Below are 22,108 nucleotides of genomic sequence, written 5' to 3' on the forward strand. Positions count from 1 at the left end.
TTTGATCCTTAGATTATTTGCCTGCCCAAACGGCTTGCTGAATATTGATAGATTTCGGAATGATCTTGAGTTCGCTGAAACGGTTTGCGAGTTCCTGCTGATCGGCAATTACTTTCTTGGTGAGCGGTGCCGCACCAGACGGATTCGGACGACGCTGGATAAAGGTCTGGCTGACAATCGGTTTTAGACCGGTACTTTGTGCAAAGATGCTTGCAGTTTCAGCCTTATGGCTTTGTACCCATTTATCTGCAACATTGACCTGCTTGATAATGCCTTTTAATGCTTGCGGATGATTTTTGATTAAATTTTCTGAAGCCAGGTAAAAGGTGTAATTGGGACTTAAGCCCTTACCTGAAGATAAAACTCTGGCTTTATCTTCTACTTGAGCCGCAGCATAGTACGGATCCCAAATTGCCCAGGCATCAATCGCCCCTTTCTGGAAAGCTGCACGCGCATCAGCAGGGCTTAACCAGACCGGCTGGATATCGGTCCATTGCAGACCCGCTTTGCGTACTGCCTGCACCAGTAAATAATGTGAGCTTGAACCGCGGTGTACGCCAACACGTTTACCTTTGAGCTGGCTCAGCTTGGTAATTTTGGAATTATGCTGGACCAGAATGGCAGAAGATAAAGGTTTTGCAGTTTCATAAGCAAAATAGTGCAATGGCTTATTGCCTGCCTGAGCGTAGACAGGAGGTGTATCTCCAGTTGCACCCACATCGATAGAACCTACCGCCAATGCTTCTAAAATTTGTGGTCCGCCTGGGAATTCATTCCAGCTGATTTTTGCATTTGGAAATTCTTTTTCAAACAGTTTTTGCTGCTGGGCAATGACCAGGTTCACAGAAGCTTTTTGATAGCCCACACGAAGCTGTTTAACAGAAGGATCTACTGCCCAAGCGGCACTTGAACCCAACATCGCGCAAGCAACTAATGCAGCGTTCATTCCATGACTGGAGGTCTTGAACCATGTGATTGCTTTGTTGTGTAGCTGATGTTGAGTCATGATTAAATCCCCTAAATTGTTCTTTGGTTTACTTCGCGATAATTGCAGATTGAATATTCAGTTTGGCTGGAATCAGTTGCTGGCCATAAAAGGCATCAGCCACCTGTTGTTGTTTTTGTGCCACTTCGGGAGTGAGTGGTTTTACCCCAAAGCCCATGCGTGAAATAGACGTTTTCAATACATCAAAGGCTAGGCCTGTCGGTTTTTCCAGAAGTTTGGCGGCTTCATCCTGATGAGCAGAGACCCACTCAGTGGTCAGATTGAGTTCATTCACGACAGCTTCAATAATCTGTGGGTTGGCTTCAGCAAACTTGCGATCTGCCAGATAGAACTGATGGTTACTGATGATGTTCTCACCCGTTGCGATGACACGGGCACCAATCTGATGTTCTGCTGCAGCGAAGAACGGGTCCCAGATCACCCAGGCATCGACAGCACCGCGTTCAAAAGCGGCACGGGCATCAGAAGGTGGCAGGTAAACCACTTCGATATCACTGAGTTTCAGATTGTTGGCTTCAAGGACTTTAAGTAGTAAGTAATGAACATTTGAGCCTTTATTTAAGGCAACACGTTTGCCTTTCAGATCCTGAACTGACTGGATATTCGAATCTTTTTGTACAATTAGCGCTTCAGCTTTCGGTGCTTCAGGCTGATTGGCCACATAGACCAGATTTGAGTTCGCTGCTTGAGCAAAGATCGGTGGCGCTTCACCGGCTTCACCAAAAGATACGCTGCCGACATTCAAGCCTTCAAGCAACTGAGGACCAGCCGGGAATTCAACCCATTTCACATTCACGCCTTGTTCTTTTAATGACGTTTCTAAGGTGCCACGTTCTTTTAAGATCGGCAGTACGCCATATTTCTGGAAACCAATATTCAGGGTCACGGCTTCCTGTTTTTTGCCACAGCCAGAAAGCATCATCACGCCAGCCACCGCAGCACTAAGGACCGCAGTTTTTGTGAATAATTGAATGTGTGATTGGCGCATGAATCAGAACTCCTGAAAATTTAGAAATGTGAAATGAAGAACTTAGGCATACGCTAAAGCTTTTTACTTTTCTAAAAAAATAACTATTCAGGAATTTCTAATGAAGAAAAAAGATAAATAAAAAAGTGCAAAACTTATGCAGGAAAGTGATTTACACATTAATTTAGGAAGAAAGAATTATTTATATAAGGCAATGAAATATAAAATTATTTATTCTAAATAAAGTGGCCAGATATGCTTATTAGAAAATCAGCAATAAGATTTTTATGCTGAATGCAGGTTTTATGAATATCGTTATCTAAAATAAAGATATGAGAGCGCATAAAAAAGTCACTTTAAAGTGACTTTTTACAGACAATTGAATTGCGCTGATAATTATAAAAAGCCTGTCGGGCATCGGGCAAATCATCTACTGATGCCGGTTCAAAGCCCTGTTCCAGAAACCAGTGTGCAGTACGGGTCGTTAAAATAAACAGTTGCTGAATACCCAGACTTTTGGCCTTATCTTCCAGATAATGCAGAATCTGGCTACCGCGGTTGGATTGACGGTAACTTGGATCTACTGCAACGCAGGCGATTTCTGCGGAACGCAGTTCATTGCCCGTAGTCGGAATCGGATACAGGGCAGCACAGGCCAGAATCATGCCGTCACGCTCAATTACCGCGAACTGGTCAATTTCATTTTCCAGACGCTCCCGCGAACGGTAAACCAGAATACCTTCTTCTTCTAAGGGGCGGAGCAAACGGATCAGGCCACCGACATCCTGAATATCGGCCATACGCACTTCTTCATAATGCGCATCGGTGATCATGGTGCCGGAACCATCCCGGGTGAACAGTTCTTCCAGCAAGGCGCCGTCATAGGTATACGAAATCAGGTGAACGCGATTGACGCCATTTCGGGAAGCTTCCTGAGCGGCCTTGAGCTGGAGCCGAATTTCAATATCCTGTTCATCAGAAAGAATATAGTCATCCAGTTGCTGTGGGGTTACTTCCCGTTTTAACTGACCCTTACTGTCGAGCAGACCATGCTGTCGACCCAAGATAATCAGTTTATCGGCTTTGAGGCGAGTCGCAGTTTTGGTGGCAACTTCTTCAGCTAGAAGGTTAAAAACTTCGCCTGTGGTTGAATAGCCGGTCGGACCGAGAATCACAATATTATGATTGTTCAGATGACGTTGAATCGCATCGGTATCAATGGCCCGAACTTCACCAGTTAACTGAAAATCGACCCCGTCACGGATGCCATAAGGTTTAGCTGTCACAAAATTTCCTGAAACGGCATCAATGCGCGCACCATACATGGGTGAATTGGCCAGCCCCATCGACAATAGCGCCTCAATCTGTAAACGGATCGATCCTACTGCATTCAGTACACAGCTTAAGGATTCACGTGTCGTCACCCGACGCTGCTGGTGGAAGGGGGTCTCGAAACCACTCGCAGCCAGATTCTGGTTAATCTGCGGACGCGCGCCATGTACCAGAATCAGCCGGATTCCTAAAGAATTGAGCAGGGCAATATCATGAATGATGTGCTGAAAGTTGCCATGCAATACCGCTTCACCATCAAACATGATCACAAAGGTTTTATTGCGATGAGCATTGATATAAGGCGCAGAATGGCGAAACCAGTGCACATATTGCAAGGTGTTGCTCGGTGAGGTTTCTGCTGCAGTCATAGCTGTGCCTATTTCAACATTTAAAGATCTAGCTTTGATTCTAATGAAAAAATACTGAAGTGGAAGTACAGATATAAAAAAACACCTGAAGCGAGCTTCAGGTGTCTGCTAGAAGGGCAGAAAAGAGAATGATTAGTTGATGATTCGAACAATCTTGTCATTACGATCGTTGACTAGTACATAGTCACCATTGATTTTATACCATTGCTGGTTTTTACCTGCTTTCGGCAAACGGCGTGCTTCATAGCCACTGACTTCAAAGCGACGGTTGTCATACTGGTTTGGCAGTTTTTGACCTACACGCCAGTCACGGCTTGGGTTAACCCCACGGTTGTTGTAACGACGGTCATCCCATTTTTTTGCATCTTTATGATTCCAGTGCGGTGCTGGTTTATGCGGTGCATAACGTGGATCATGATGCTGCGGTGCTGCCATTGCAGAAGTAGCAACCAGCGCACTAAGAGATAAGGCAATTGTAGTTAAAACTTTTTTCATGGCTCTCACCTAAAAATCTGTACATGTTTTCGATGAGATTAAATTAGCGAATAAGTAGATAGAAAGCGTGAGGCCAGTTTAGTGGAATTGTTAAATTCATGAAGGAATTTAGGAGATTAGCCACGATTAAAAGGAAAGCTCTAAAATAAGAAAAAGCCTAAAAAGGCTCATCCGAAAAATCAAAAAGCCCAAACGAGGTTGGGCTTTGCATCAGGTTCTAAATCAGTCTCCGATAATCCGGACAATACTGTTATTTTCAGAGTTCACCAGAATGTAGTCATTGTTGACTTTGTACCATTGCTGCTTACGGTCTGGTTTAGGCAGTTTATGGTCCTTATATTCGACCTTGTAGCCATTACTGCGATAATGCTGCGGCATGACATAGCCAGGCTGCCAGCGTAACTGTTGCAGACGTTTAACACCACGTTCTTCACGCATACGACGTTTATCATACTGGTCTTGGTGATCGTCATGGAACTCACGCGATTTCTTGGCCTGATGATGACCCGGACCCCGTTCCATACGCTGTTCATCATTGAAATGAGGGGCAGCGTTTGCAACATTTGCCAGCATGAATGCACTGCAGGACATCGCCAATGCTACCAGAACCTTTTTCATGTTGAACCCTCATTCAATTGTTCATTTTCTACAGTAACTAATGTACGGAAAAATTGCAGAGAAACTGTGAAGAACTGGCTGAAGTTTTATATCAATTACAGAGAAATTATGATTATGCCATGATTTTACATAAGCTTAGGATGCACTTCAGTCAGTTGACCAGTTATGCCCAGCCCCATTGGCATTTCAGCAAAACCGGGATCAAGATGCAAGCGCGATGTCCTGAATTGTGTATCAAAACCGTCTCAAAATAGTGGAAAAATATTCTTTTTAAGCGCCAGATCTTGATTCAGTCATTACAATTTTTTAGTTCCACTGTTCTGTTAAACCCTGTAAGGACTGAATGGCTTCAGCCACAGACTCTGCCTCGACTGCATCTTCTAAAGCCAAAATCAGGGCAGTTGATAACTGCAAATTTTCAATACGACGAATAGTTTCAGTTTTACGTTTTTGGTCTGCCATTTAATTTTCCTTCGCTTTGATTTAACTTGAAAAGCATTATAAAAATTTTATATTAATTTGGAAAACCGAATAATTTTATATTGTTGATTCATTAAAACGATTTATATCTGTTTTTTAAAGAATTTAAGAATAAAAAAGAGCACCATCCGTAAATGCGCTCTTTCGGGATTTAATGAACGATCTTAATAGGCATAGTTCAGGTCAGTATAGTCACTTAGAGACTTCTGCACATGTGCCTGAATAAAGGTACGCACATCTTCTGCTGTCATTGCTTTGCCCTGATTGCTGATCACATGTTCAATTTCAGGCTGACCTTCGATCTTGATGCGATAGACAAAGTGTTTCGCCACCTGATAACGATCATCCAGCTTCTCGATACCCGTCACATAATGATAGGAATGTTCAAAATTCAGATCGGTATGGGAAAAGACAAATTGATCAAACAGTTTTAGTTTTTGACCATTTTCGAGTGCCTGAATGTCATCGATAATGCTGGCATCAAACTTCATGCCGTATTTTTCAGAGATCGGCTGCTGATCGACCAGCAGAGAAACCATGCCATCTTCCAAAGTCGTCACGGTGATGTTGTTTAAGTCAGTCATGTTGCACTCAAATAAAAATCTGTTGGCGCTAGTATAGGGGAATTTGCAGCGAACTGAATAAAGACAGTATTGCAGAGATAAGAAAGGTCTGGCTGATTCAGTCTGAAATCTGGATGAATGGGGCAGGAGAATAAGCAGCTTTCAAATGAGCCTTATCTTTATAGAGTTTAAAAAACAAAAAGCCAATGCGGACATTGGCTTTTAAATAGGTGGCAGTTAAAGCTTAATCTTGAGCATCAATACTTTGACCGTTCATATGCAAGCTATCTTCACCCATCAGGTACAGATAAGCTGGCATGATGGAATCCGGTGTCGGTAAAGTTTTCGGATCTTCATTCGGATAAGCCTTGGCACGCATTGCGGTACGTGTAGCACCCGGATTGATACAGTTAAAACGGATATTCGAATTGACCCGCTCTTTGGCAAATAACTGGCTGACTGCTTCAATGGCAATTTTTGAAACTGAATAAGCGCCCCAGCATTCCCGGGCTTCACGACCTACGCCGGAACTGGCAAAGACCACAGAAGCGTGTTTGGATTTTTCCAGCAGGGGTAACAGGGCTTGAGTAATCACAAAAGGCGCACGAAGGTTAACTGCCATGACGTCATCCCAGACATTAACCGGATAATCTGCCAGTGGCACTCGCTCGCCTAAAATACCGGCATTATGCAAAATCCCGTCCAGACGGCCAAACTGCCGATCGAGCGTGTCGAGCAATAATTCATAATCACGTTCAGAGGCGCTAGATAACTGTAATGGGAGAATGGCAGGTTGCGGCGCACCCAAACTTTCAATTTCATCATAAATGACTTCAAGCTTGTTTAAGGTACGCCCGTGCAGAACTACAGTTGCTCCATGCAGGGCATAACTGATTGCTGCTGCACGACCAATGCCATCGCCCGCACCCGTGATCAGGATGATACGATCTTTTAACAGATCGGGGCGAGGTTGATATTCTGAATACTTCATTATCTACCTCCTCATTATTATTGTTAAGTGTCTTTAGTAGCTTCAGGAATCAAGACAGGACACTTGGCTCGCTCAAGACCAGTTTCTGAATGTGCTGATGTAACTCATTCACTGTATTCACTATATAGTCGGCTTGCCAGGCTGTTAAGTCATCTTTGTATTGCAGTGGTAAATAACCGTATGCTGCCAGTATGGTGTACATCTTGGCATTGCGGCCGGCATCAATATCCCTGGGATGGTCACCGACATAGATACAGTCCTCTGCAGCCAGCTGTAGCTGCTCGGCAGCCAGATACATCGGCTCCGGATCTGGCTTGGTTCGGGTCACATCTTCCGGACAGACCAGTACGGCACAGCGCTCGGTCAGGTTTAAAGCTTTGAGTAAAGTTTCGCTCAACCAGCGCGGTTTATTGGTCACAATTCCCCAAGGGATATCATTTTCCTCTAATTCTTTAAGTAGAGGATACATTCCGCTGAACAGATCTGTATCCACAGCAATATCTGCACCATACATATCCAGAAAACGCTGGCGATGATCCAAGAAAACCGGGTCTTCCAGTTGCAGTTCCGGATAGACCAATTTGACCATAGCACGTGCACCTTCTGAAACCTGGGTACGGATCAGATCAGCTTCCACCACGTCACGGCCGGCTTCACGGCACATATGCTGGATAATACGGATAAAGTCAGCTGCGGTATCAATTAAAGTACCATCGAGGTCGAATAGAACCGCCTTCATTGGGCAGCCTCTTGCGCACTTTCTTTAACGGTATACACCATATAGTTCACGTCAACATTCGGTGCCAGCCAGTAACGCTTGGTCAGCGGGTTATAATGCAGGCCAGTCATATCTTTCAGTTTTAAACCGGCATTACGGATGTCGTGCGCCAACTCAGAAGGCTTGATGAATTTGCTGTAATCATGTGTACCTTTGGCCAGCATACGCAGGATATATTCTGCACCAATGATCGCGAACAGATAAGATTTTGGATTACGGTTAATGGTCGAGAAGAAGACATGACCACCCGGTTTGGCCAGTTTATAACAGGCCTGAATAATAGAGGCTGGATCAGGTACATGTTCCAGCATTTCCATACAGGTAACCACATCGTATTGACCGGCTTGCTCTTCTGCCAGCTGTTCTACCGGAATCTGACGGTATTCAATATTGCTAACATCTTCCTGCTCAGCATGGATGCGTGCCACATTCAGTGGCGCTTCGCCCATATCAATGCCCAGCACCTGAGCGCCACGGCGCGCCATGCTTTCTGACAGGATGCCCCCGCCACAGCCCACATCCAGCACTTTCTTGCCGCTCAAGCCACCAGCATGTTCATCAATCCAGTTGAGACGTAGCGGATTGATCATATGCAATGGGCGGAACTCGGAATGCTGATCCCACCATATAGCTGCAAATGCTTCAAACTTGGCAATTTCTTGTGGATCAACATTCAATTGCGACATCGGTGTTACCTCAATCAGTCGTGATTATTTAAAATTTAAGTTCGCCCAGAGGCGGTATAAACAGATTTAACTTCTTGTAAATCAGTACACTTGTTTAGTGTAGCGATTCTGGAAAAAAAAGCGATAAAAGCTGTAAAAAAGTTCACAGAATAAAAACGAAACCGGCATAATTACTTTATAGTGAAGCCATAAATTAGACATAATGATTTAGAGGACGATAATCCCAATGAAAAAATTTATTTTAGGCACTGTAGCCGCATCTGTTTTGGCATTTTCTGGCAGTGCAATGGCCGCCAACTTTGTAGCAGGTCAAGACTATCAAGTCCTGGCGAATCCAGTAAAAGTTGAAAAGCCGGGGAAAATTGAAGTCCGTGAATTCTTCTGGTATGGCTGTGGTCACTGCTATTCTCTTGAACCACACATGCAAAGCTGGTTAAAAAAATTGCCTAAAGATGTACGTTTCGTGCGTACCCCAGCCGCGATGAATCCACTATGGGAACAGGCAGCTCGTGCGTATTATGTGTCTGAAGCTCTAGGTGTTCGTCAAAAAGCACATTTGCAGCTATTCCATGATATTCATGCGAAGAAACAGCCAATTCTGGAACAGGCTCAATTGGCTAAGTTCTATACCCGTTATGGTATTTCTGAAGCGAAATTTAATACCACTTATAAATCATTCCCGATTTCTTCAAAAATCGCACAGGCCAAAAATCTGGCTGCGACTTATCAGTTAAGCGGCGTACCAGCGGTAACCGTAAATGGTAAGTATGTGGTTCAGGGCGATGATGCCAAAGTGGTTCAAGTGGTAAATTATCTGGTTGAAAAAGAGCGTAAAGCTAAATAAAACCAGATCTGCATGAATCTAAAAACCCGCTGTTATATGCGGGTTTTTTATGTCAGGATAAAATTGAACTGCGAAATAGATTTCACTCAGATGAGATCTCAGGCTTGAGATAAAATTCCACGAAATAACAGTTCTAACTGCTTTAGGCTTTGCGCTTTGAAGTCATTTATCCGAGTTTGCCGCAGTGCAGGATCAGGCTGTGCCTGAAGCTGAATCCAGCCCATAGCCCAGTTTAATGCGAGAGGAACTAAGATCTGTGCCAGTGCGGTTAATTCGGCTGGAGAAGGAGATTGCTGGACGGCTGGAATCTGTTCCAGGGTATGCCTTAAATCTTGGGTCAGATAATGAATTTCCCGCTCAATCCCTTGTCTGAGAATGTTGGAACCGCCCCAACGTTCGGCACTGACAAATGTCCAGGCTTCGGGATGGGCATTGACTGCTTGAAAAAACAGTTCGATTTTGGCTGAAAGCTCATCCAGAGAAAAATCTGCAGGTCCCAACTGACTCAGCACACCTTTGAGATGAATTGACACCTGATCCAGAAGTTCCAGCCCCAACTGATCCATATTCTGAAAGTGTCGATAAAACGCAGCAGGCACCAGCCCGACTTCATGAGTGATTTCGCGCAGGCTGATGCTGCTAAATGCATAGCCACGGCTGCTCAATGCCAAGGTAGCATCGAGGAGGGCCTGGCGGCTTTGGTGCTTGCGTTCTTCACGTAAAGACATAGGGATTTTCCTTCGGCAGATTTGCAGTTTAGCAAAAAACATCTGTCCATCGCAGTAGCGCAGATGGACTGAAAAATCTATACAAGCAAAGCGTGTCCAGTGATTTTGTAAATGATCTGTCCTCTGTTCCAATCTTGGCGGAGGCTTCTGTTATACTGAGCCGCAATTATTTTTAGTCAACAGCAGGACCTATTATGCGTATCGACCAACGAGCATTAGATCAATTACGTGAAGTGAAAATTACCCGTAACTATACACGTTATGCGGAAGGTTCCGTATTGGTTGAATTTGGTCATACCAAAGTGCTGTGTACTGCCAGTGTGGACAGCTCTGTACCACGTTTCCTGAAAGGTCAGGGTCAAGGCTGGGTAACAGCAGAATACGGCATGCTGCCACGTTCAACACATACCCGTAGTGATCGTGAAGCTGCTCGCGGCAAACAAAGTGGCCGTACTCAGGAAATCCAGCGTCTGATCGGTCGTAGCCTACGTTCAATGGTCGACCTGAAAAAACTTGGTGAAAATACCATTACCATTGACTGTGACGTGATCCAGGCAGATGGTGGTACCCGTACTGCATCAATTACGGGTGCAGCCGTAGCATTGATTGATGCCATGAACGTATTGCTTGAGAAAAAGAAAATTAAACAGGACCCACTTAAAGGTCTGGTAGCAGCCATTTCTGTAGGTATTTTTAAAGATGAAGTCTTGCTGGATCTTTGCTATGAAGAAGATTCAAACTGTCAGACTGACTTGAATGTCGTGATGACTCAGGCAGGTGAATTTATTGAAATCCAAGGTACTGCTGAAGATAAGCCATTTACCCGTGAGCAATGCAATGACATGCTGGCCATGGCTGAAAAAGGGATTCAGGAACTGATCAAGAAACAGCAAGAAGCTTTGGGCTGGTAAGCTTTTCAAGTTGTAAAAAACGCATCTTCGGATGCGTTTTTTATTGTACCTACACATTGCCTGACAAAAAATGAACAGGATCTGTCTACTGTGTAACCTCTGTTTTAAGCGATGATCTTTTAACCAAATCTCATTCAGAGGGGTATAACATGAAAATATGGTTGATGGCATTTTCAGTATTTGCTGTACTGGGTTTAACTGCCTGTGATTCGAATTCTCGTGATGAAAACCGTGATGGTGCAAATATGAAACGAGGAAGTGATACCAATTAACAGAGTAGAGGCCATTCAACCTCTATGATTTATATCCTTGAGAATAAGAAAAAGGGTGCTATGGCACCCTTTTTTAATAATAAGACTTTAACCATTAAAACGCATCGACAGGTCAATGGCTTTGACATCTTTGGTTAGTACGCCCATCGAAATATAATCTACGCCTGTACTCGCCACTTCACGTAAGTTATCAATGGTGATATTGCCTGAGGCTTCCAGTTTACAGCGACCAGCCACATGTTTGACCGCATCAATCATTTGCTGCTGACTGAAATTATCCAGCATCACGATATCAGCCTCGGCTTCTAGGGCCTGATTCAGTTCATCCCAGGTTTCAACTTCCACTTCAACTGGTTTACCCGGTGCAATCTGGTGGGCCATGGCAATCGCCTGGCGAATGCCGCCGGCTGCCATAATATGATTTTCTTTAATCAAAAAGGCATCGAATAGGCCCAGACGGTGATTCTGACCACCACCGACAGCAACAGCATATTTTTGGGCAATACGTAAGCCTGGCAGCGTTTTACGGGTATCTAAGAGCTTGGTATGCAGACCGTCCAACTCTTTGACATAGGTTGCTGTTTTGGTCGCAACTGCAGACAGCGTCTGTACAAAGTTCAGGGCAGGGCGTTCTACAGTCAGTAGGCTACGTGCAGAACCGGCCAGTTTTAGAAAAGCTTCATTGGCAGCGACATGATCGCCGTCATTTTTTAGCCAGATCACTTCTACACTCGGATCATAGGCCTGAATCAGGGCATTGACCCAAGGCTGACCAGCAAGAACCATTGCTTCACGGCTAATAATCGTGGCAGTCGCCTGTTCATCTTCAGGAGTCAGCAGGGCAGTAATGTCACCATCGCCAATATCTTCGGAGAGTGCCTGTTGAATATTGATCTGAATCGACTGTTCTAGCAAAGCCTGAGATATGCTCATGAGTATTTCCGTATCTTTTTTAGCCGTGAAAAATTGTGCGTTATCTTAACACCGTTACATTAAAATGAGCGATTTTTCATACAGCCTGCCGGGATGAATTGAGATTTGCCTATGAAAGTTTTAGCATTAAGCCGGCTGCAATCCTGATATTGCAGATTTTATTTTTGTACAGGACAGTTTTATGCAACAGGCAGCTGAGTTTCAAATCCGGGACGGGCAATTGCTCGGGGCGCGCCAGATCCCTTCTCCAAATTTTAATCAGCGGCCTGAACATACCGACATCCAGTTACTGGTAATCCATAACATCAGTCTGCCGCCGTCACAGTTTGGTGGTGGCTATATTGAACAGTTTTTTCAGAATCAGCTGGAGTGGTCAGTGCATCCGTATTTTCGGACTATTGAAGGCATGCAGGTGTCGGCGCATCTGCTGATTTTGCGTTCTGGTGAAGTGCTGCAGTTTGTGAATTTCAATGACCGAGCCTGGCATGCAGGTCGTTCCAGCTATCTGGCCAAAAAAGAATGTAATGATTATTCCATCGGGATTGAACTGGAAGGCAGTGATGACCTGCCGTTTGAACAGGCACAATATGATGCCTTGGTCAAAGTCACCGCCTGTTTACAAGACTATTATCCAAAAATGCAACAGCATATTGCCGGACATTCGGACATTGCACCGGGACGTAAAACCGATCCGGGACCATATTTTGACTGGTGTGCTTTTCGTGCCCAGTTACAACATTATAAGAACCCATGACCCTTCAGGAAGTCATGTGATTAAGCAATGAACTTCTTTTGCAAGTTTCATTACAATAGGCCCAAATTAATTATTAGGTGAATAGGATGGCGCTTTGGCGTTCGACCGTAATTGTCAGTGCGATGACCATGTTGTCGCGGGTTCTGGGATTGGTCCGGGATGTGGTTTTACTGAATGTATTCGGTGCCGGTAAAGATTTCGATACCTTCGTGGTGGCATTTCGTATTCCAAACTTTTTCAGACGACTCTTTGCAGAAGGGGCATTCTCCCAAGCCTTTATTCCGGTACTGACTGAATATAAGACCAGTCGTACCCATGCAGAAGTGCAGATCCTGATCAGCCGGGTCTTTGGCTGTCTGGCCACTTTCATGACCACCCTGACCATAATTGCCATCATTGCCGCACCGGTGATCATGTATATCTATGCGCCTGGGTTCCATGGCGATGAAGCAAAGTTTGCGCTGGCCACAGACATGTTCCGCCTGACCATTCCCTACCTGCTATTTATGTCATTAACGGCTTTTGCCAGCAGTATTCTTAACAGTTATGGCTCTTTCAGTACGCCAGCCTTTGCTCCGGTTTTATTGAATATCGCCATGATTGCTGGTGCGCTCTGGCTCACGCCTTTTATGGCAGAGCCGATTATGGCATTAGGCTGGGCCGTTGTGATTGCCGGGATTTTACAACTGGCGATCCAGATTCCAGAATTATGGCGTAAAAACCTGCTGATTCCACCGAAAGTAGACTTCAAACATGAAGGGGTGGATCGCATCATGAAACTGATGCTACCGGCTCTGTTTGGTGTATCTGTCACACAGATCAATCTGTTACTGAATACGGTTTGGGCTTCTTTTATGCAGGATGGTTCAGTGTCGTGGCTGTATAGTGCTGAACGGATGACCGAGTTGCCATTGGGTCTGATCGGTGTCGCAATCGGTACCGTAATTCTGCCGTCTTTATCCACACAGCATACGGAAAAGAATCCGGAAAAATTCCGTGGCATGATGGACTGGGCAGCGAAAGTCATCGTACTGGTGGGTCTACCAGCCAGTATTGCCTTGTTCATGCTGTCAACACCGATTATTCAGGCATTGTTTGAACGTGGACAGTTTACCTTTGAAGATACCCAGATGACTGCCTTGGCACTGCAATGTATGAGTGGTGGTGTGATTGCCTTTATGCTGATTAAAGTCTTTGCTCCCGGCTTCTATGCCCAGCAGGATACCCGTACACCGGTACGCGTCGGTTTAATGGCCGTGGCAGCCAATGCGATTCTGAACGTGATCTTTATTGGTTTCTTTAAGCTGATTCATTGGGAAGCGGAGCATATGGCACTGGCACTGGCTTCAACCGGTTCAGCCATGGTCAATGCAGGTCTGCTGTATTTCTATCTGCATCAACGCAATATTTTCCGTTTTGGCGCACACTGGAAAAAAATCTTTATGCAATTCATGTTTGCCAATGTGGTGATGATTGCAGCCTTGGCCTATGCACTGAGCTGGTACAATGGTGATGTATCACAGTGGATGCGTGTACTGGAAGTGCTGATTTTATGTGTGGTAGGAGTCGTGGCGTATTTGGCCGCATTGGTCGCTGCTGGTTTCAGACCACGCCATATCAAACCGTAATTCATTTTGGGCGCATAAAAAAACAAGAGCCAAATGGCTCTTGTTTTTTCTGTAGGAAACTTTTCCTTAAGCAGAACTCAGTCGCTAGACCTTGCCGCGAGAAAGGAAACCAACAATGGCAAGAATAACGGCAATCACCAATAAGATAATTGCGAAATCCTTAGATAAGCCTGCTACTCCACCGAAACCAAGTAGACTGGCAATCAAGGCAATCACAGCAAAAATAATAGCCCAGCGAAACATATCAATTCTCCATGTGTTTTTATTCTCAAATCCAGTATAGGAATATTCGATTTTGGGCACTGTTAGTGTTTTGTTGATGTACTGTCTCTGATTTAACAATAGTTTACGTGATATTAATAAGATTCACGTCCCTACATTTCCTTTGTTGAGACTTGGTATAATAAGCTGATTTTTACCATAGCCGTTTTGATTATGTCTGATGCCTTACGTCCATACTTCTGGAAAAAATATAGTCTCACTGAGCTGACGCCAGAAGAATGGGAAGCGCTTTGTGACGGTTGTGGGCTTTGCTGCCTGATCAAGCTGGAAGATGAAGACACCCACGAAGTCGCCTATACCAAAGTGGCTTGCAAATTACTGGACTGCAAAACTGCCCGCTGTTCGGATTATCCGAACCGGCTGCAATATGTGCCGGATTGTATCCAGCTGACACCTGAGAAACTGGACACTATTCACTGGTTACCCTCAAGCTGTGCTTATCGCCGAGTTGCTGAAGGGAAAAGCCTGCCATCCTGGCATTATCTGAAGACGGGTTCACGACAAAGCGTGATTCAGGCCAAAAAATCCGCTGCTGGTCGCTGCTTAAGTGAAGTCGATATTGATGAAGATGAAATTGATGAATATATCGTGCGCTGGGTGCGCTAATGATTAGCGCAATCCAACCCCGTCAAATGATTAAATAAAAAAATTAAGCTGCCTGTTGTAGCAGTTGCTGTGCTGAAGACCCGGACATAGGACGATAAAAATAAAAACCTTGTCCGATCTGGCAATCACAATTGATCAATGTGTCTAGCTGTTCGGTATTTTCAATACCTTCGACCAGTACATCCAGAGAAATACTGGAACCAATCTGGGTAATGGCTTTGACAATGGCCAGCGCAGACGGATCATTGTTCATGCGTTCTACAAAGTTGCGATCAATCTTGATGCAGTCGACCGGATATTCCTGCAAACGGGTCAGGGAAGAATGACCGGTACCGAAGTCATCCAGAGAAATATGAATTCCATGTTTTTTCAGCAGGTTCAGTGCCCGGATCACATAATTGGCTCCGCCTTCAGACAAGCTCTGCTCGGTAATTTCCAGCTCAACCTTATGCGCAGGAATATCGAATCGGGACAGACGAGCCAGAAATTTCTCAGCATAGTCATCGCGCAGGAATTCAACTGGAGCTGCATTGATTGAAATTGGCAGAATATCCAGACCTTCGGCCTGCCAGCGGCTCATATCCTCAAAGACTTTCAGCTGCATGGTTTCACTGATGCGCGAAGCCAGATCATAGTCCTGGAAAGCTGAAAAAATATGAGAGGGTAACTGGATCTGATGCTGCTGATCCTGCCAGCGCAGCAAGGCTTCGAAACCAATCACCTCACCATCGGAGAGGCGAACCTTAGGCTGATAATAAGGAATAATCTGATCCGCATGAATAATCTTGCGTGCCAGCGTCAGTTGTTTGGTCATGTTTTCCAGTGATCTGAACATCTCCTGATTAAACATGCGAATCCCGCCACGACCACTATTTTTCAGATCATTCAGGGCAATATCGGCACATTTCAGCAGGTTAGAGCTATTCTGGGCATCACGCGGATAAACGGTACAACCAATACTCATGCCGATACTCATACGATGGCCGACATAACTCACTGGTTGTTCTAGTTGAGCATAGGCCAGTTGTGCGGTATTAATCAGCTGGGCTTCGTTTTCCAAGTTTTTGACCAGAATGGCAAACTCATCTCCGCCCAGACGGGCAACGACTATATTGTTGGAGCCAAAACAGGCCTGAAAACGCTTGCCCAAGACATGCAACAAATGATCTCCGGCAATATGACTCAGGGTGTCATTGATATGCCGGAAATAGTCCAGATCGATCAGGAGCAGGCCAACCATCATTTGCTGTTGCTTGGCTTTTAGCAGCACCTGTTTAAAGGTCTTATAAAAGGCATTGCGGTTATACAGTCCGGTCAGCTCATCACGCTGAATTACGGCTTTTAAACGGCTTTCGGCTATTTTTTGCTGACTGATATTACGTGAAACACACAGAATATTTTGGGGAATATTATTTTCGTCCAATACCGGAGTCAGTAAATGATCCCAATATTCTGGGTCCTGATTCTCTGTCTGGGCTTTTTCTACAAAACGGCTATTTAAGCCTTGAGCAGCCTGTTTTAAAGCGCGTTGTCCGGTTTTTTTAACTTCAGCGGGTAACAGGTTTAACCATGAATGCGGGGCAGGCTGCTGTTCAGGATCAATCCCTAACTTATGACAGGCAGACTGATTGATATGACGGATCTCGCCTTGTGGAGACATGACTTTAATACAGTCGACACTGGCATCCAGCATATTTTTCTGGGTAGAAATCACCTGAGACAGCTGTTGCTGAATCTCAAAATATTCATGAATATCGGTCAGGGATACTGACCATTGCAGCAGATGTTCCGCTGTATGCTGAAACTTGATGGCCAAGGCACACATACGGTAGCTGGAATCGGCCGATTTAATCCGGCACTGGGTATTAAAGCCTTGTTGCTGATTCAGGGCAGCATGCCATTGCTTAGAAAACGCTGGTTGATCATCTGCATGAATCAGGCTTTGCCATTCTTTAGGACCATATTCACTTAAATTGGTGCCTAAATAATCCGAAAGTGCCTGATTAAAATACTCAATATTATCCTTGCCCAGCACCCAGAGTGGATGTGGCACATCATTAATCAGATCCTGTAATAATCTGTATTTTGCCTGTTGTTCATTAGAAGATTGTATCGAGGTTGAAATAAGCGACTCAGCGCATTCTGCAGTTGTTCGTCTAGATTTATTATGCTTCATGCATCCCCACCGATACCACCCAAAGAGCATCCAATCAGTTGCTCAAGTCCATTCTAATTAATATGAGACAATGTGAAATTTACAAGCTTATTAACCTGTAATTAATCATGTTCTATTTATCTACTTTTCATAAGATTAATCCATTCATTGTAAAAAAAATAGAGCTTTCTTACATAAATTAAATTTTTCTCATAAATGTTTGAAATATTGGAATCAAAACTACCGGTGTTAGAATGAAAGCAGAATTTAATTTGAGCCAATAATAAGATGTCAGACAGTCATATCCCGCTTCCAGAACGCTTGCGGCCTCGCGACCTTGCAGAAATTATCGGGCAGGATCACTTGCTTGGAGAGAATGCACCTCTACGTCAGATGATTGACCAGGGGCATTTACCATCGATTATCTTCTGGGGGCCACCTGGAGTAGGTAAAACCACGATTGCCTTGCTACTTGCCCAAGCGGTGGACCGGCCATTTATCAGCCTGTCTGCACTCAATACTGGTGTGAAAGAATTGCGTGAAGTCATTGCAGAAAGTGGTGATCTGCTGACGCCTGTGGTGTTTATTGACGAGATTCACCGTTTTAATAAATCCCAGCAGGATGCACTGCTGAATGCCGTCGAAAAAGGTAAAATTACCCTGATTGGTGCGACCACAGAGAATCCGTCTTTTGAAGTAAATAGTGCCTTGCTATCACGTTGTCAGGTCTATACCTTAAATGCGCTGAGTGATGAAGCGATTCAGACTTTACTGACTCAGGCGATTCAGACTGATAAATTTCTGCAAGAACGCTATATCCAGATTGAAGAATTTGACGCCTTATTGCAGTTTGCCGCAGGAGATGCCCGTAAGGCACTCAATCTGCTAGATCTGATTGCCAGCACTTTTGAGGCTGATCAGGAAAATATCATTACCAATGCGATTGTGGTCAAAGTCGCACAGCAGAATATTGCCCGTTATGACAAGTCTGGCGAGCAGCACTATGATCTGGTTTCGGCCTTCATCAAGTCGATTCGTGGCAGTGATCCGGATGCTGCCCTGTACTGGATGGCGCGTATGCTCAAAGGTGGTGAAGATCCGGTCTTTATTGCCCGCCGTATGCTGATTGCAGCATCAGAAGATATTGGCAATTCCAATCCGAATGCCTTGTTGCTGGCGGGCGAATGCTTCCGCTCAGTTCAAGCGATTGGCATGCCGGAATGCCGGATTATTCTGGGACAATGTGCGGTTTACCTGGCGACTAGTGCCAAAAGTAATAGTACCTATCTGGCGATTAACAAGGCGATGGATCTGGCTGAAAAAACGGCCAATTTGCCAGTGCCTTTACATCTACGTAATGCACCGACCAAAATGATGAAAGAGCAGGGCTATGGGGTAAATTATCTGTATCCGCACAACTATCCGGAACATTTTGTCCTGCAAGATTACCTGCCGCCTGAGCTGAAAGGCACCAAGCTGTACGAATCGGCACGTAATAAGCGTGAAGTAGAAGGCGAACGTCTGCAACAACGTCGCTGGCAGCAGGAACAACAGCAGCAATAAGCAAAAAAAAGCCCAATTCAAGGAGAATTGGGCTGAAATAGGATGTCTTGGGGGAGATACATCCTAGAGGGTAAGGGTATAAATCTGGTCAGCAACATCAGATGGATTGCATCTGCTGAGGATGTTGCTGGGATGCAGTAATATTAAGGCATGCATTGAATAATGTAAAAACGATCATTTTTATTAATAAAATTCATTTTTTCGATCATAAGATTAGACAATAAAAAACCGGGCTATTAACCCGGTTCTTTGAAGCACTATTAGTGCTTAGATATCTTCAAGATTGATACCTAAACGTGCTGCAACTTCTTCGTACGCTTCAACCACGCCGCCTAGGCCTTGACGGAAACGGTCTTTATCCAGTTTTTTCTTGGTGTCTTTATCCCATAGACGGCAACCGTCTGGAGAGAATTCGTCACCCAGTACGATACGGTCGTGGAACACACCAAATTCAAGTTTAAAGTCAACCAGAAGCATATTACCCGCTTCGAATAATGCTTTAAGCACATCGTTCACTTGGTAAGTCAGTTCTTTCATTTTTGCCAGTTGTTCAGCAGTCGCCCAACCTAAAGCAATCGCTTGAGATTCGTTCACCATTGGATCGCCTAGCGCGTCATCCTTGAAGAACAATTCGAATGTAGGAGGAGTTAATTCTTTACCTTCTTCTACACCCAGACGACGGCATAAAGAACCCGCAGCATAGTTACGTACCACACATTCTACTGGAATCATTTTAAGTTTTTTCACTAACACTTCAGTTGGTGTCAGCAGTTTCTCAAAATGAGTTTCAATACCAGCAGCAGCCAGCTTTTCCATGATGAAGGCGTTAAAACGGTTATTCACCTTACCTTTACGATCCAGTTGTTCGATTTTTTCGCCATTGAATGCGGACGCATCGTCACGAAAAACTAAAATCAGGTGGTCTTCACTGTCCGTGGTATAGACAGATTTCGCTTTACCAGTATAGAGCAAGGTTTGTTTTAACATGAGGGAACCTTTTACAAAAAAAAATGCCTAGAAAATGTCTAGGCTGGCCAATTTTGGTAAATCTGGTTTAACAGTTCTGCTGCTTTTTCGCGGTCGGCAAAACTGTTATCGGGATTAAACACAGCCAGGGTGTTACTCGAACCTGCGGGAGAGAGTCTTAAAACATAGGTTTGCTGATCAACCTGAATCGTTACTTCATAACGATCTTTATTTTGACCAACGATAGAATGGTTAAGGCTGCTAAGCGTGGCAAGAGTGTATTGCCATATTGTAGCAGCATTTCCATCAATTTTGAGCAGTGGATTTTGATTTCCGTCAGTGACTAATTGCGGCTTTCCTGAAAAATTTTCTTGAGTTTCATCTGCTTGAGTTGAATTTACTGGCTGTGCAGTAGGGCGTGGCATCGCAAAGCGGTTACCACGCTGATTTTCAAGTTTTGGTGCATTTTCCAGGGCAAGCGGATCCACTGTCGGAGCAGGGTACAAAGGCGTTGCAGGACGAACCATTGACCCTTCAGGATATTGCAATGGTTGCAGCGTGGTTGTTTCTTTATAGTCCAAGGTACCGTTTTTAAAGGCCATTGAACTACAACCTGCTAAACTGAATACTGAAAGTGCCAGGGTAAGTCCTAAACGTAATTGCATAATCGTTGCTCTTTATTTAATGACGCTCGCTTCTACAAGTGCCTCATGAAGCGGAGCGCGATATTGTTCTGCAAGTGGTGTTAATGGAAGGCGAATACCTGTACCAATTAAGCCCATATCATGGAGAGCCCATTTCACAGGAATTGGGTTTGATTCGCAAAATAGAATATTGTGTAAATTTGCAACCTGAGCATTGAGCTCTTCAGCACGTGCAGCATCGCCTGCAATGGCTGCAGCACATACTTCACTCATGACTTTAGGTGCAACGTTGGCAGTCACAGAGATATTACCTTTGGCACCATGACCCATTAACTCATAGGCAGTTGCATCATCACCTGAGTAAACAGTCATGTTTTTGCCTGCCAGACCTTCAATCAGGGCAGCACCACGGGCTACATCACCTGTTGCATCTTTAATGCCTACGATCTGTGGAATATCTGCCAGACGGATCACGGTTTCATTAGCCATATCCACGCCAGTACGGCCTGGAACGTTATAAAGAATTTGAGGTAGGTCAACCGCTTCAGCAATGGCTTTATAATGCTGGTATAAACCTTCCTGAGTCGGTTTGTTGTAGTAAGGAGTAACCAGCAGGGCAGCATCAGCGCCAAGTTCTTTGGCTTCCTGAGTCAGCTCGATTGCTTCACGAGTCGAGTTTGCGCCTGTACCGGCAATGATAGGAATACGTTTGTTGGCAACACGAATGATTTCTTTGATCACTTGAGTGTGCTCGCTCATGCTGAGCGTTGATGCTTCACCAGTAGTACCTACAGCCACAATGCTGTTAGTGCCTTCTGCAATATGCCACTCAACCAGCTTCTCGAGACCCTTCCAATCTACGCTGCCATCTTCAAACATGGGGGTGACGATTGCGACAATGGAACCCTGAATGGTCTGTGCTTGCTGAGTCATTTTAAAAAACTATCCTATTTGTCCATCCGAAGAGAATGAGAAAACATATTTGGGATGGGTTTGTATTTTGATTTGTAGCAAATTCAATAGATTTGCACTGAATTGAATATTGCTTATGCAAATTATGACTGATCAAACGCATAAGAACAATATGCTTTAGTAAAAGCCACTGAATTCTTTATACAAAGCCTCTAGGCAACAATCAAGTTTTAATCGTTATGATTTTTTGCTGTCCAAATCATCCTTTATCCTCCAGCAGGATAAAAGCTAATGAATTCATTTTTTCAGGAAAAAATACACAGAATAAGTCACTTAAGTGAATTAAATAGATTTAGAAAACATTCTTTTATGGTGTTTTAGGGGAGTATTAATATTTATATTCGATGAATTAAGAGCTAAAATATATCGAATAATAAACCTCATTTATGAGGAATAAAAAGCAAAAATGCCTGAACTAATCTTTTTTTCGTATTAGTGATCGGCCCCGAATTTTTCTCACTGTTGAATTTCCGGGTTTGATGTATAAGTCTAAATCCAAAAATACTGGGATTTTAATACTTCTCATTAATTGCTTTTTTGACTTTATCGAACAGCATCTTAAGGTC

The 22,108-nt window shown here is 44.3% G+C and carries 24 protein-coding genes; 7 read left to right on the top strand and 17 right to left on the bottom strand.

Annotated elements, in window-relative coordinates; all coding sequences use genetic code 11:
* Window positions 1-13: 13 nt before the first annotated feature.
* From FTU00_RS00085 to ubiG, 10 genes are all read right to left on the bottom strand, one after another.
* Window positions 14-946: a sulfonate ABC transporter substrate-binding protein gene (locus FTU00_RS00085; RefSeq protein WP_257218576.1), complete on the bottom strand. Its 933-nt coding sequence runs from the start codon at window positions 944-946 to the stop codon at window positions 14-16.
* A gap of 88 nt (window positions 947-1,034) precedes the next feature.
* A complete protein-coding gene (locus FTU00_RS00090; RefSeq protein WP_179991886.1) occupies window positions 1,035-1,994 on the bottom strand; it encodes a sulfonate ABC transporter substrate-binding protein in 960 nt (319 codons plus the stop codon).
* Between the two features lie 335 nt (window positions 1,995-2,329).
* The gene (gene argA, locus FTU00_RS00095; RefSeq protein WP_180178854.1) at window positions 2,330-3,673 is read right to left on the bottom strand and encodes an amino-acid N-acetyltransferase; all 1,344 of its coding nucleotides are present in this window, start codon (window positions 3,671-3,673) and stop codon (window positions 2,330-2,332) included.
* 132 nt (window positions 3,674-3,805) lie between these two features.
* The gene (locus tag FTU00_RS00100; RefSeq protein ID WP_159124174.1) at window positions 3,806-4,168 is read right to left on the bottom strand and encodes an RcnB family protein; all 363 of its coding nucleotides are present in this window, start codon (window positions 4,166-4,168) and stop codon (window positions 3,806-3,808) included.
* A 222-nt stretch (window positions 4,169-4,390) separates the two neighbouring features.
* Window positions 4,391-4,786, bottom strand: coding sequence for an RcnB family protein (locus FTU00_RS00105; RefSeq protein ID WP_034704024.1), 396 nt, complete (start codon window positions 4,784-4,786; stop codon window positions 4,391-4,393).
* A gap of 306 nt (window positions 4,787-5,092) precedes the next feature.
* A complete protein-coding gene (locus tag FTU00_RS00110) occupies window positions 5,093-5,248 on the bottom strand; it encodes a hypothetical protein (RefSeq protein WP_004781372.1) in 156 nt (51 codons plus the stop codon).
* A 182-nt stretch (window positions 5,249-5,430) separates the two neighbouring features.
* Entirely contained in the window at window positions 5,431-5,850 is a 420-nt protein-coding gene (locus tag FTU00_RS00115) for a hypothetical protein (RefSeq protein WP_166137573.1), read from the bottom strand.
* A gap of 223 nt (window positions 5,851-6,073) precedes the next feature.
* Window positions 6,074-6,820 carry a YciK family oxidoreductase gene (locus FTU00_RS00120; RefSeq protein WP_004781375.1) on the bottom strand — a complete coding sequence of 249 codons (747 nt, stop codon included), beginning with the start codon at window positions 6,818-6,820 and terminating at the stop codon, window positions 6,074-6,076.
* Window positions 6,821-6,869: 49 nt separating this feature from the next.
* A complete protein-coding gene (locus tag FTU00_RS00125) occupies window positions 6,870-7,559 on the bottom strand; it encodes an HAD family hydrolase (protein ID WP_180015455.1) in 690 nt (229 codons plus the stop codon).
* On the bottom strand, window positions 7,556-8,284 hold the full coding sequence (ubiG, locus tag FTU00_RS00130; protein WP_034704015.1) for a bifunctional 2-polyprenyl-6-hydroxyphenol methylase/3-demethylubiquinol 3-O-methyltransferase UbiG: 729 nt from the start codon (window positions 8,282-8,284) through the stop codon (window positions 7,556-7,558). The genes FTU00_RS00125 and ubiG overlap by 4 nt, the downstream gene beginning before the upstream one ends.
* A 226-nt stretch (window positions 8,285-8,510) precedes the next feature.
* Between ubiG and FTU00_RS00135 the strand changes: the two genes are divergently transcribed.
* Window positions 8,511-9,128 (top strand): thiol:disulfide interchange protein DsbA/DsbL, encoded by a 618-nt coding sequence (locus tag FTU00_RS00135; RefSeq protein ID WP_004781380.1) that lies wholly within the window; start codon window positions 8,511-8,513, stop codon window positions 9,126-9,128.
* A 98-nt stretch (window positions 9,129-9,226) separates the two neighbouring features.
* Here the strand turns inward: FTU00_RS00135 and FTU00_RS00140 are convergent, their stop codons facing one another.
* A complete protein-coding gene (locus FTU00_RS00140; protein WP_180178855.1) occupies window positions 9,227-9,856 on the bottom strand; it encodes a TetR family transcriptional regulator in 630 nt (209 codons plus the stop codon).
* A 194-nt stretch (window positions 9,857-10,050) separates the two neighbouring features.
* Between FTU00_RS00140 and rph the strand changes: the two genes are divergently transcribed.
* Both rph and FTU00_RS15525 read left to right on the top strand, forming a co-directional pair.
* Window positions 10,051-10,767, top strand: a complete 717-nt coding sequence (gene rph, locus FTU00_RS00145) for a ribonuclease PH (protein WP_004781384.1) — start codon at window positions 10,051-10,053, stop codon at window positions 10,765-10,767.
* Window positions 10,768-10,916: 149 nt separating this feature from the next.
* Window positions 10,917-11,039: a hypothetical protein gene (locus FTU00_RS15525; protein ID WP_257218575.1), complete on the top strand. Its 123-nt coding sequence runs from the start codon at window positions 10,917-10,919 to the stop codon at window positions 11,037-11,039.
* Between the two features lie 87 nt (window positions 11,040-11,126).
* Here FTU00_RS15525 and nadC read toward each other — a convergent pair whose 3' ends face one another.
* Window positions 11,127-11,972, bottom strand: coding sequence for a carboxylating nicotinate-nucleotide diphosphorylase (nadC, locus tag FTU00_RS00150; RefSeq protein ID WP_034704010.1), 846 nt, complete (start codon window positions 11,970-11,972; stop codon window positions 11,127-11,129).
* A gap of 181 nt (window positions 11,973-12,153) precedes the next feature.
* On the opposite strand from nadC, the gene ampD reads away from it, so the two are divergent.
* Window positions 12,154-12,726, top strand: a complete 573-nt coding sequence (ampD, locus tag FTU00_RS00155; protein ID WP_180011118.1) for a 1,6-anhydro-N-acetylmuramyl-L-alanine amidase AmpD — start codon at window positions 12,154-12,156, stop codon at window positions 12,724-12,726.
* Between the two features lie 77 nt (window positions 12,727-12,803).
* Window positions 12,804-14,354: a murein biosynthesis integral membrane protein MurJ gene (gene murJ, locus FTU00_RS00160; protein WP_180139195.1), complete on the top strand. Its 1,551-nt coding sequence runs from the start codon at window positions 12,804-12,806 to the stop codon at window positions 14,352-14,354.
* Between the two features lie 84 nt (window positions 14,355-14,438).
* Here the strand turns inward: murJ and FTU00_RS00165 are convergent, their stop codons facing one another.
* Window positions 14,439-14,597, bottom strand: a complete 159-nt coding sequence (locus FTU00_RS00165) for a DUF1328 domain-containing protein (RefSeq protein ID WP_004647174.1) — start codon at window positions 14,595-14,597, stop codon at window positions 14,439-14,441.
* A 192-nt stretch (window positions 14,598-14,789) separates the two neighbouring features.
* On the opposite strand from FTU00_RS00165, the gene FTU00_RS00170 reads away from it, so the two are divergent.
* The gene (locus FTU00_RS00170; protein WP_004781392.1) at window positions 14,790-15,242 is read left to right on the top strand and encodes a YcgN family cysteine cluster protein; all 453 of its coding nucleotides are present in this window, start codon (window positions 14,790-14,792) and stop codon (window positions 15,240-15,242) included.
* Between the two features lie 43 nt (window positions 15,243-15,285).
* On the opposite strand, the gene FTU00_RS00175 is transcribed toward FTU00_RS00170, so the two are convergent.
* Entirely contained in the window at window positions 15,286-17,418 is a 2,133-nt protein-coding gene (locus FTU00_RS00175; protein ID WP_180178856.1) for a bifunctional diguanylate cyclase/phosphodiesterase, read from the bottom strand.
* A gap of 267 nt (window positions 17,419-17,685) precedes the next feature.
* Between FTU00_RS00175 and FTU00_RS00180 the strand changes: the two genes are divergently transcribed.
* A complete protein-coding gene (locus tag FTU00_RS00180) occupies window positions 17,686-18,960 on the top strand; it encodes a replication-associated recombination protein A (protein ID WP_034704000.1) in 1,275 nt (424 codons plus the stop codon).
* A gap of 267 nt (window positions 18,961-19,227) precedes the next feature.
* Here FTU00_RS00180 and purC read toward each other — a convergent pair whose 3' ends face one another.
* From purC to dapA, 3 genes are read right to left on the bottom strand one after another with little or no spacing between them, the layout of a single operon-like run.
* Window positions 19,228-19,947 carry a phosphoribosylaminoimidazolesuccinocarboxamide synthase gene (purC, locus tag FTU00_RS00185; RefSeq protein WP_004781395.1) on the bottom strand — a complete coding sequence of 240 codons (720 nt, stop codon included), beginning with the start codon at window positions 19,945-19,947 and terminating at the stop codon, window positions 19,228-19,230.
* Window positions 19,948-19,985: 38 nt separating this feature from the next.
* Window positions 19,986-20,591, bottom strand: a complete 606-nt coding sequence (locus tag FTU00_RS00190) for a lipoprotein-34 precursor (NlpB) (protein WP_034703997.1) — start codon at window positions 20,589-20,591, stop codon at window positions 19,986-19,988.
* 12 nt (window positions 20,592-20,603) lie between these two features.
* The gene (dapA, locus tag FTU00_RS00195) at window positions 20,604-21,503 is read right to left on the bottom strand and encodes a 4-hydroxy-tetrahydrodipicolinate synthase (RefSeq protein WP_125278859.1); all 900 of its coding nucleotides are present in this window, start codon (window positions 21,501-21,503) and stop codon (window positions 20,604-20,606) included.
* Window positions 21,504-22,108: the final 605 nt, after the last annotated feature.

The sequence above is a fragment of the Acinetobacter sp. YH12041 genome, assembly GCF_013419975.1.
Lineage (GTDB): Bacteria > Pseudomonadota > Gammaproteobacteria > Pseudomonadales > Moraxellaceae > Acinetobacter.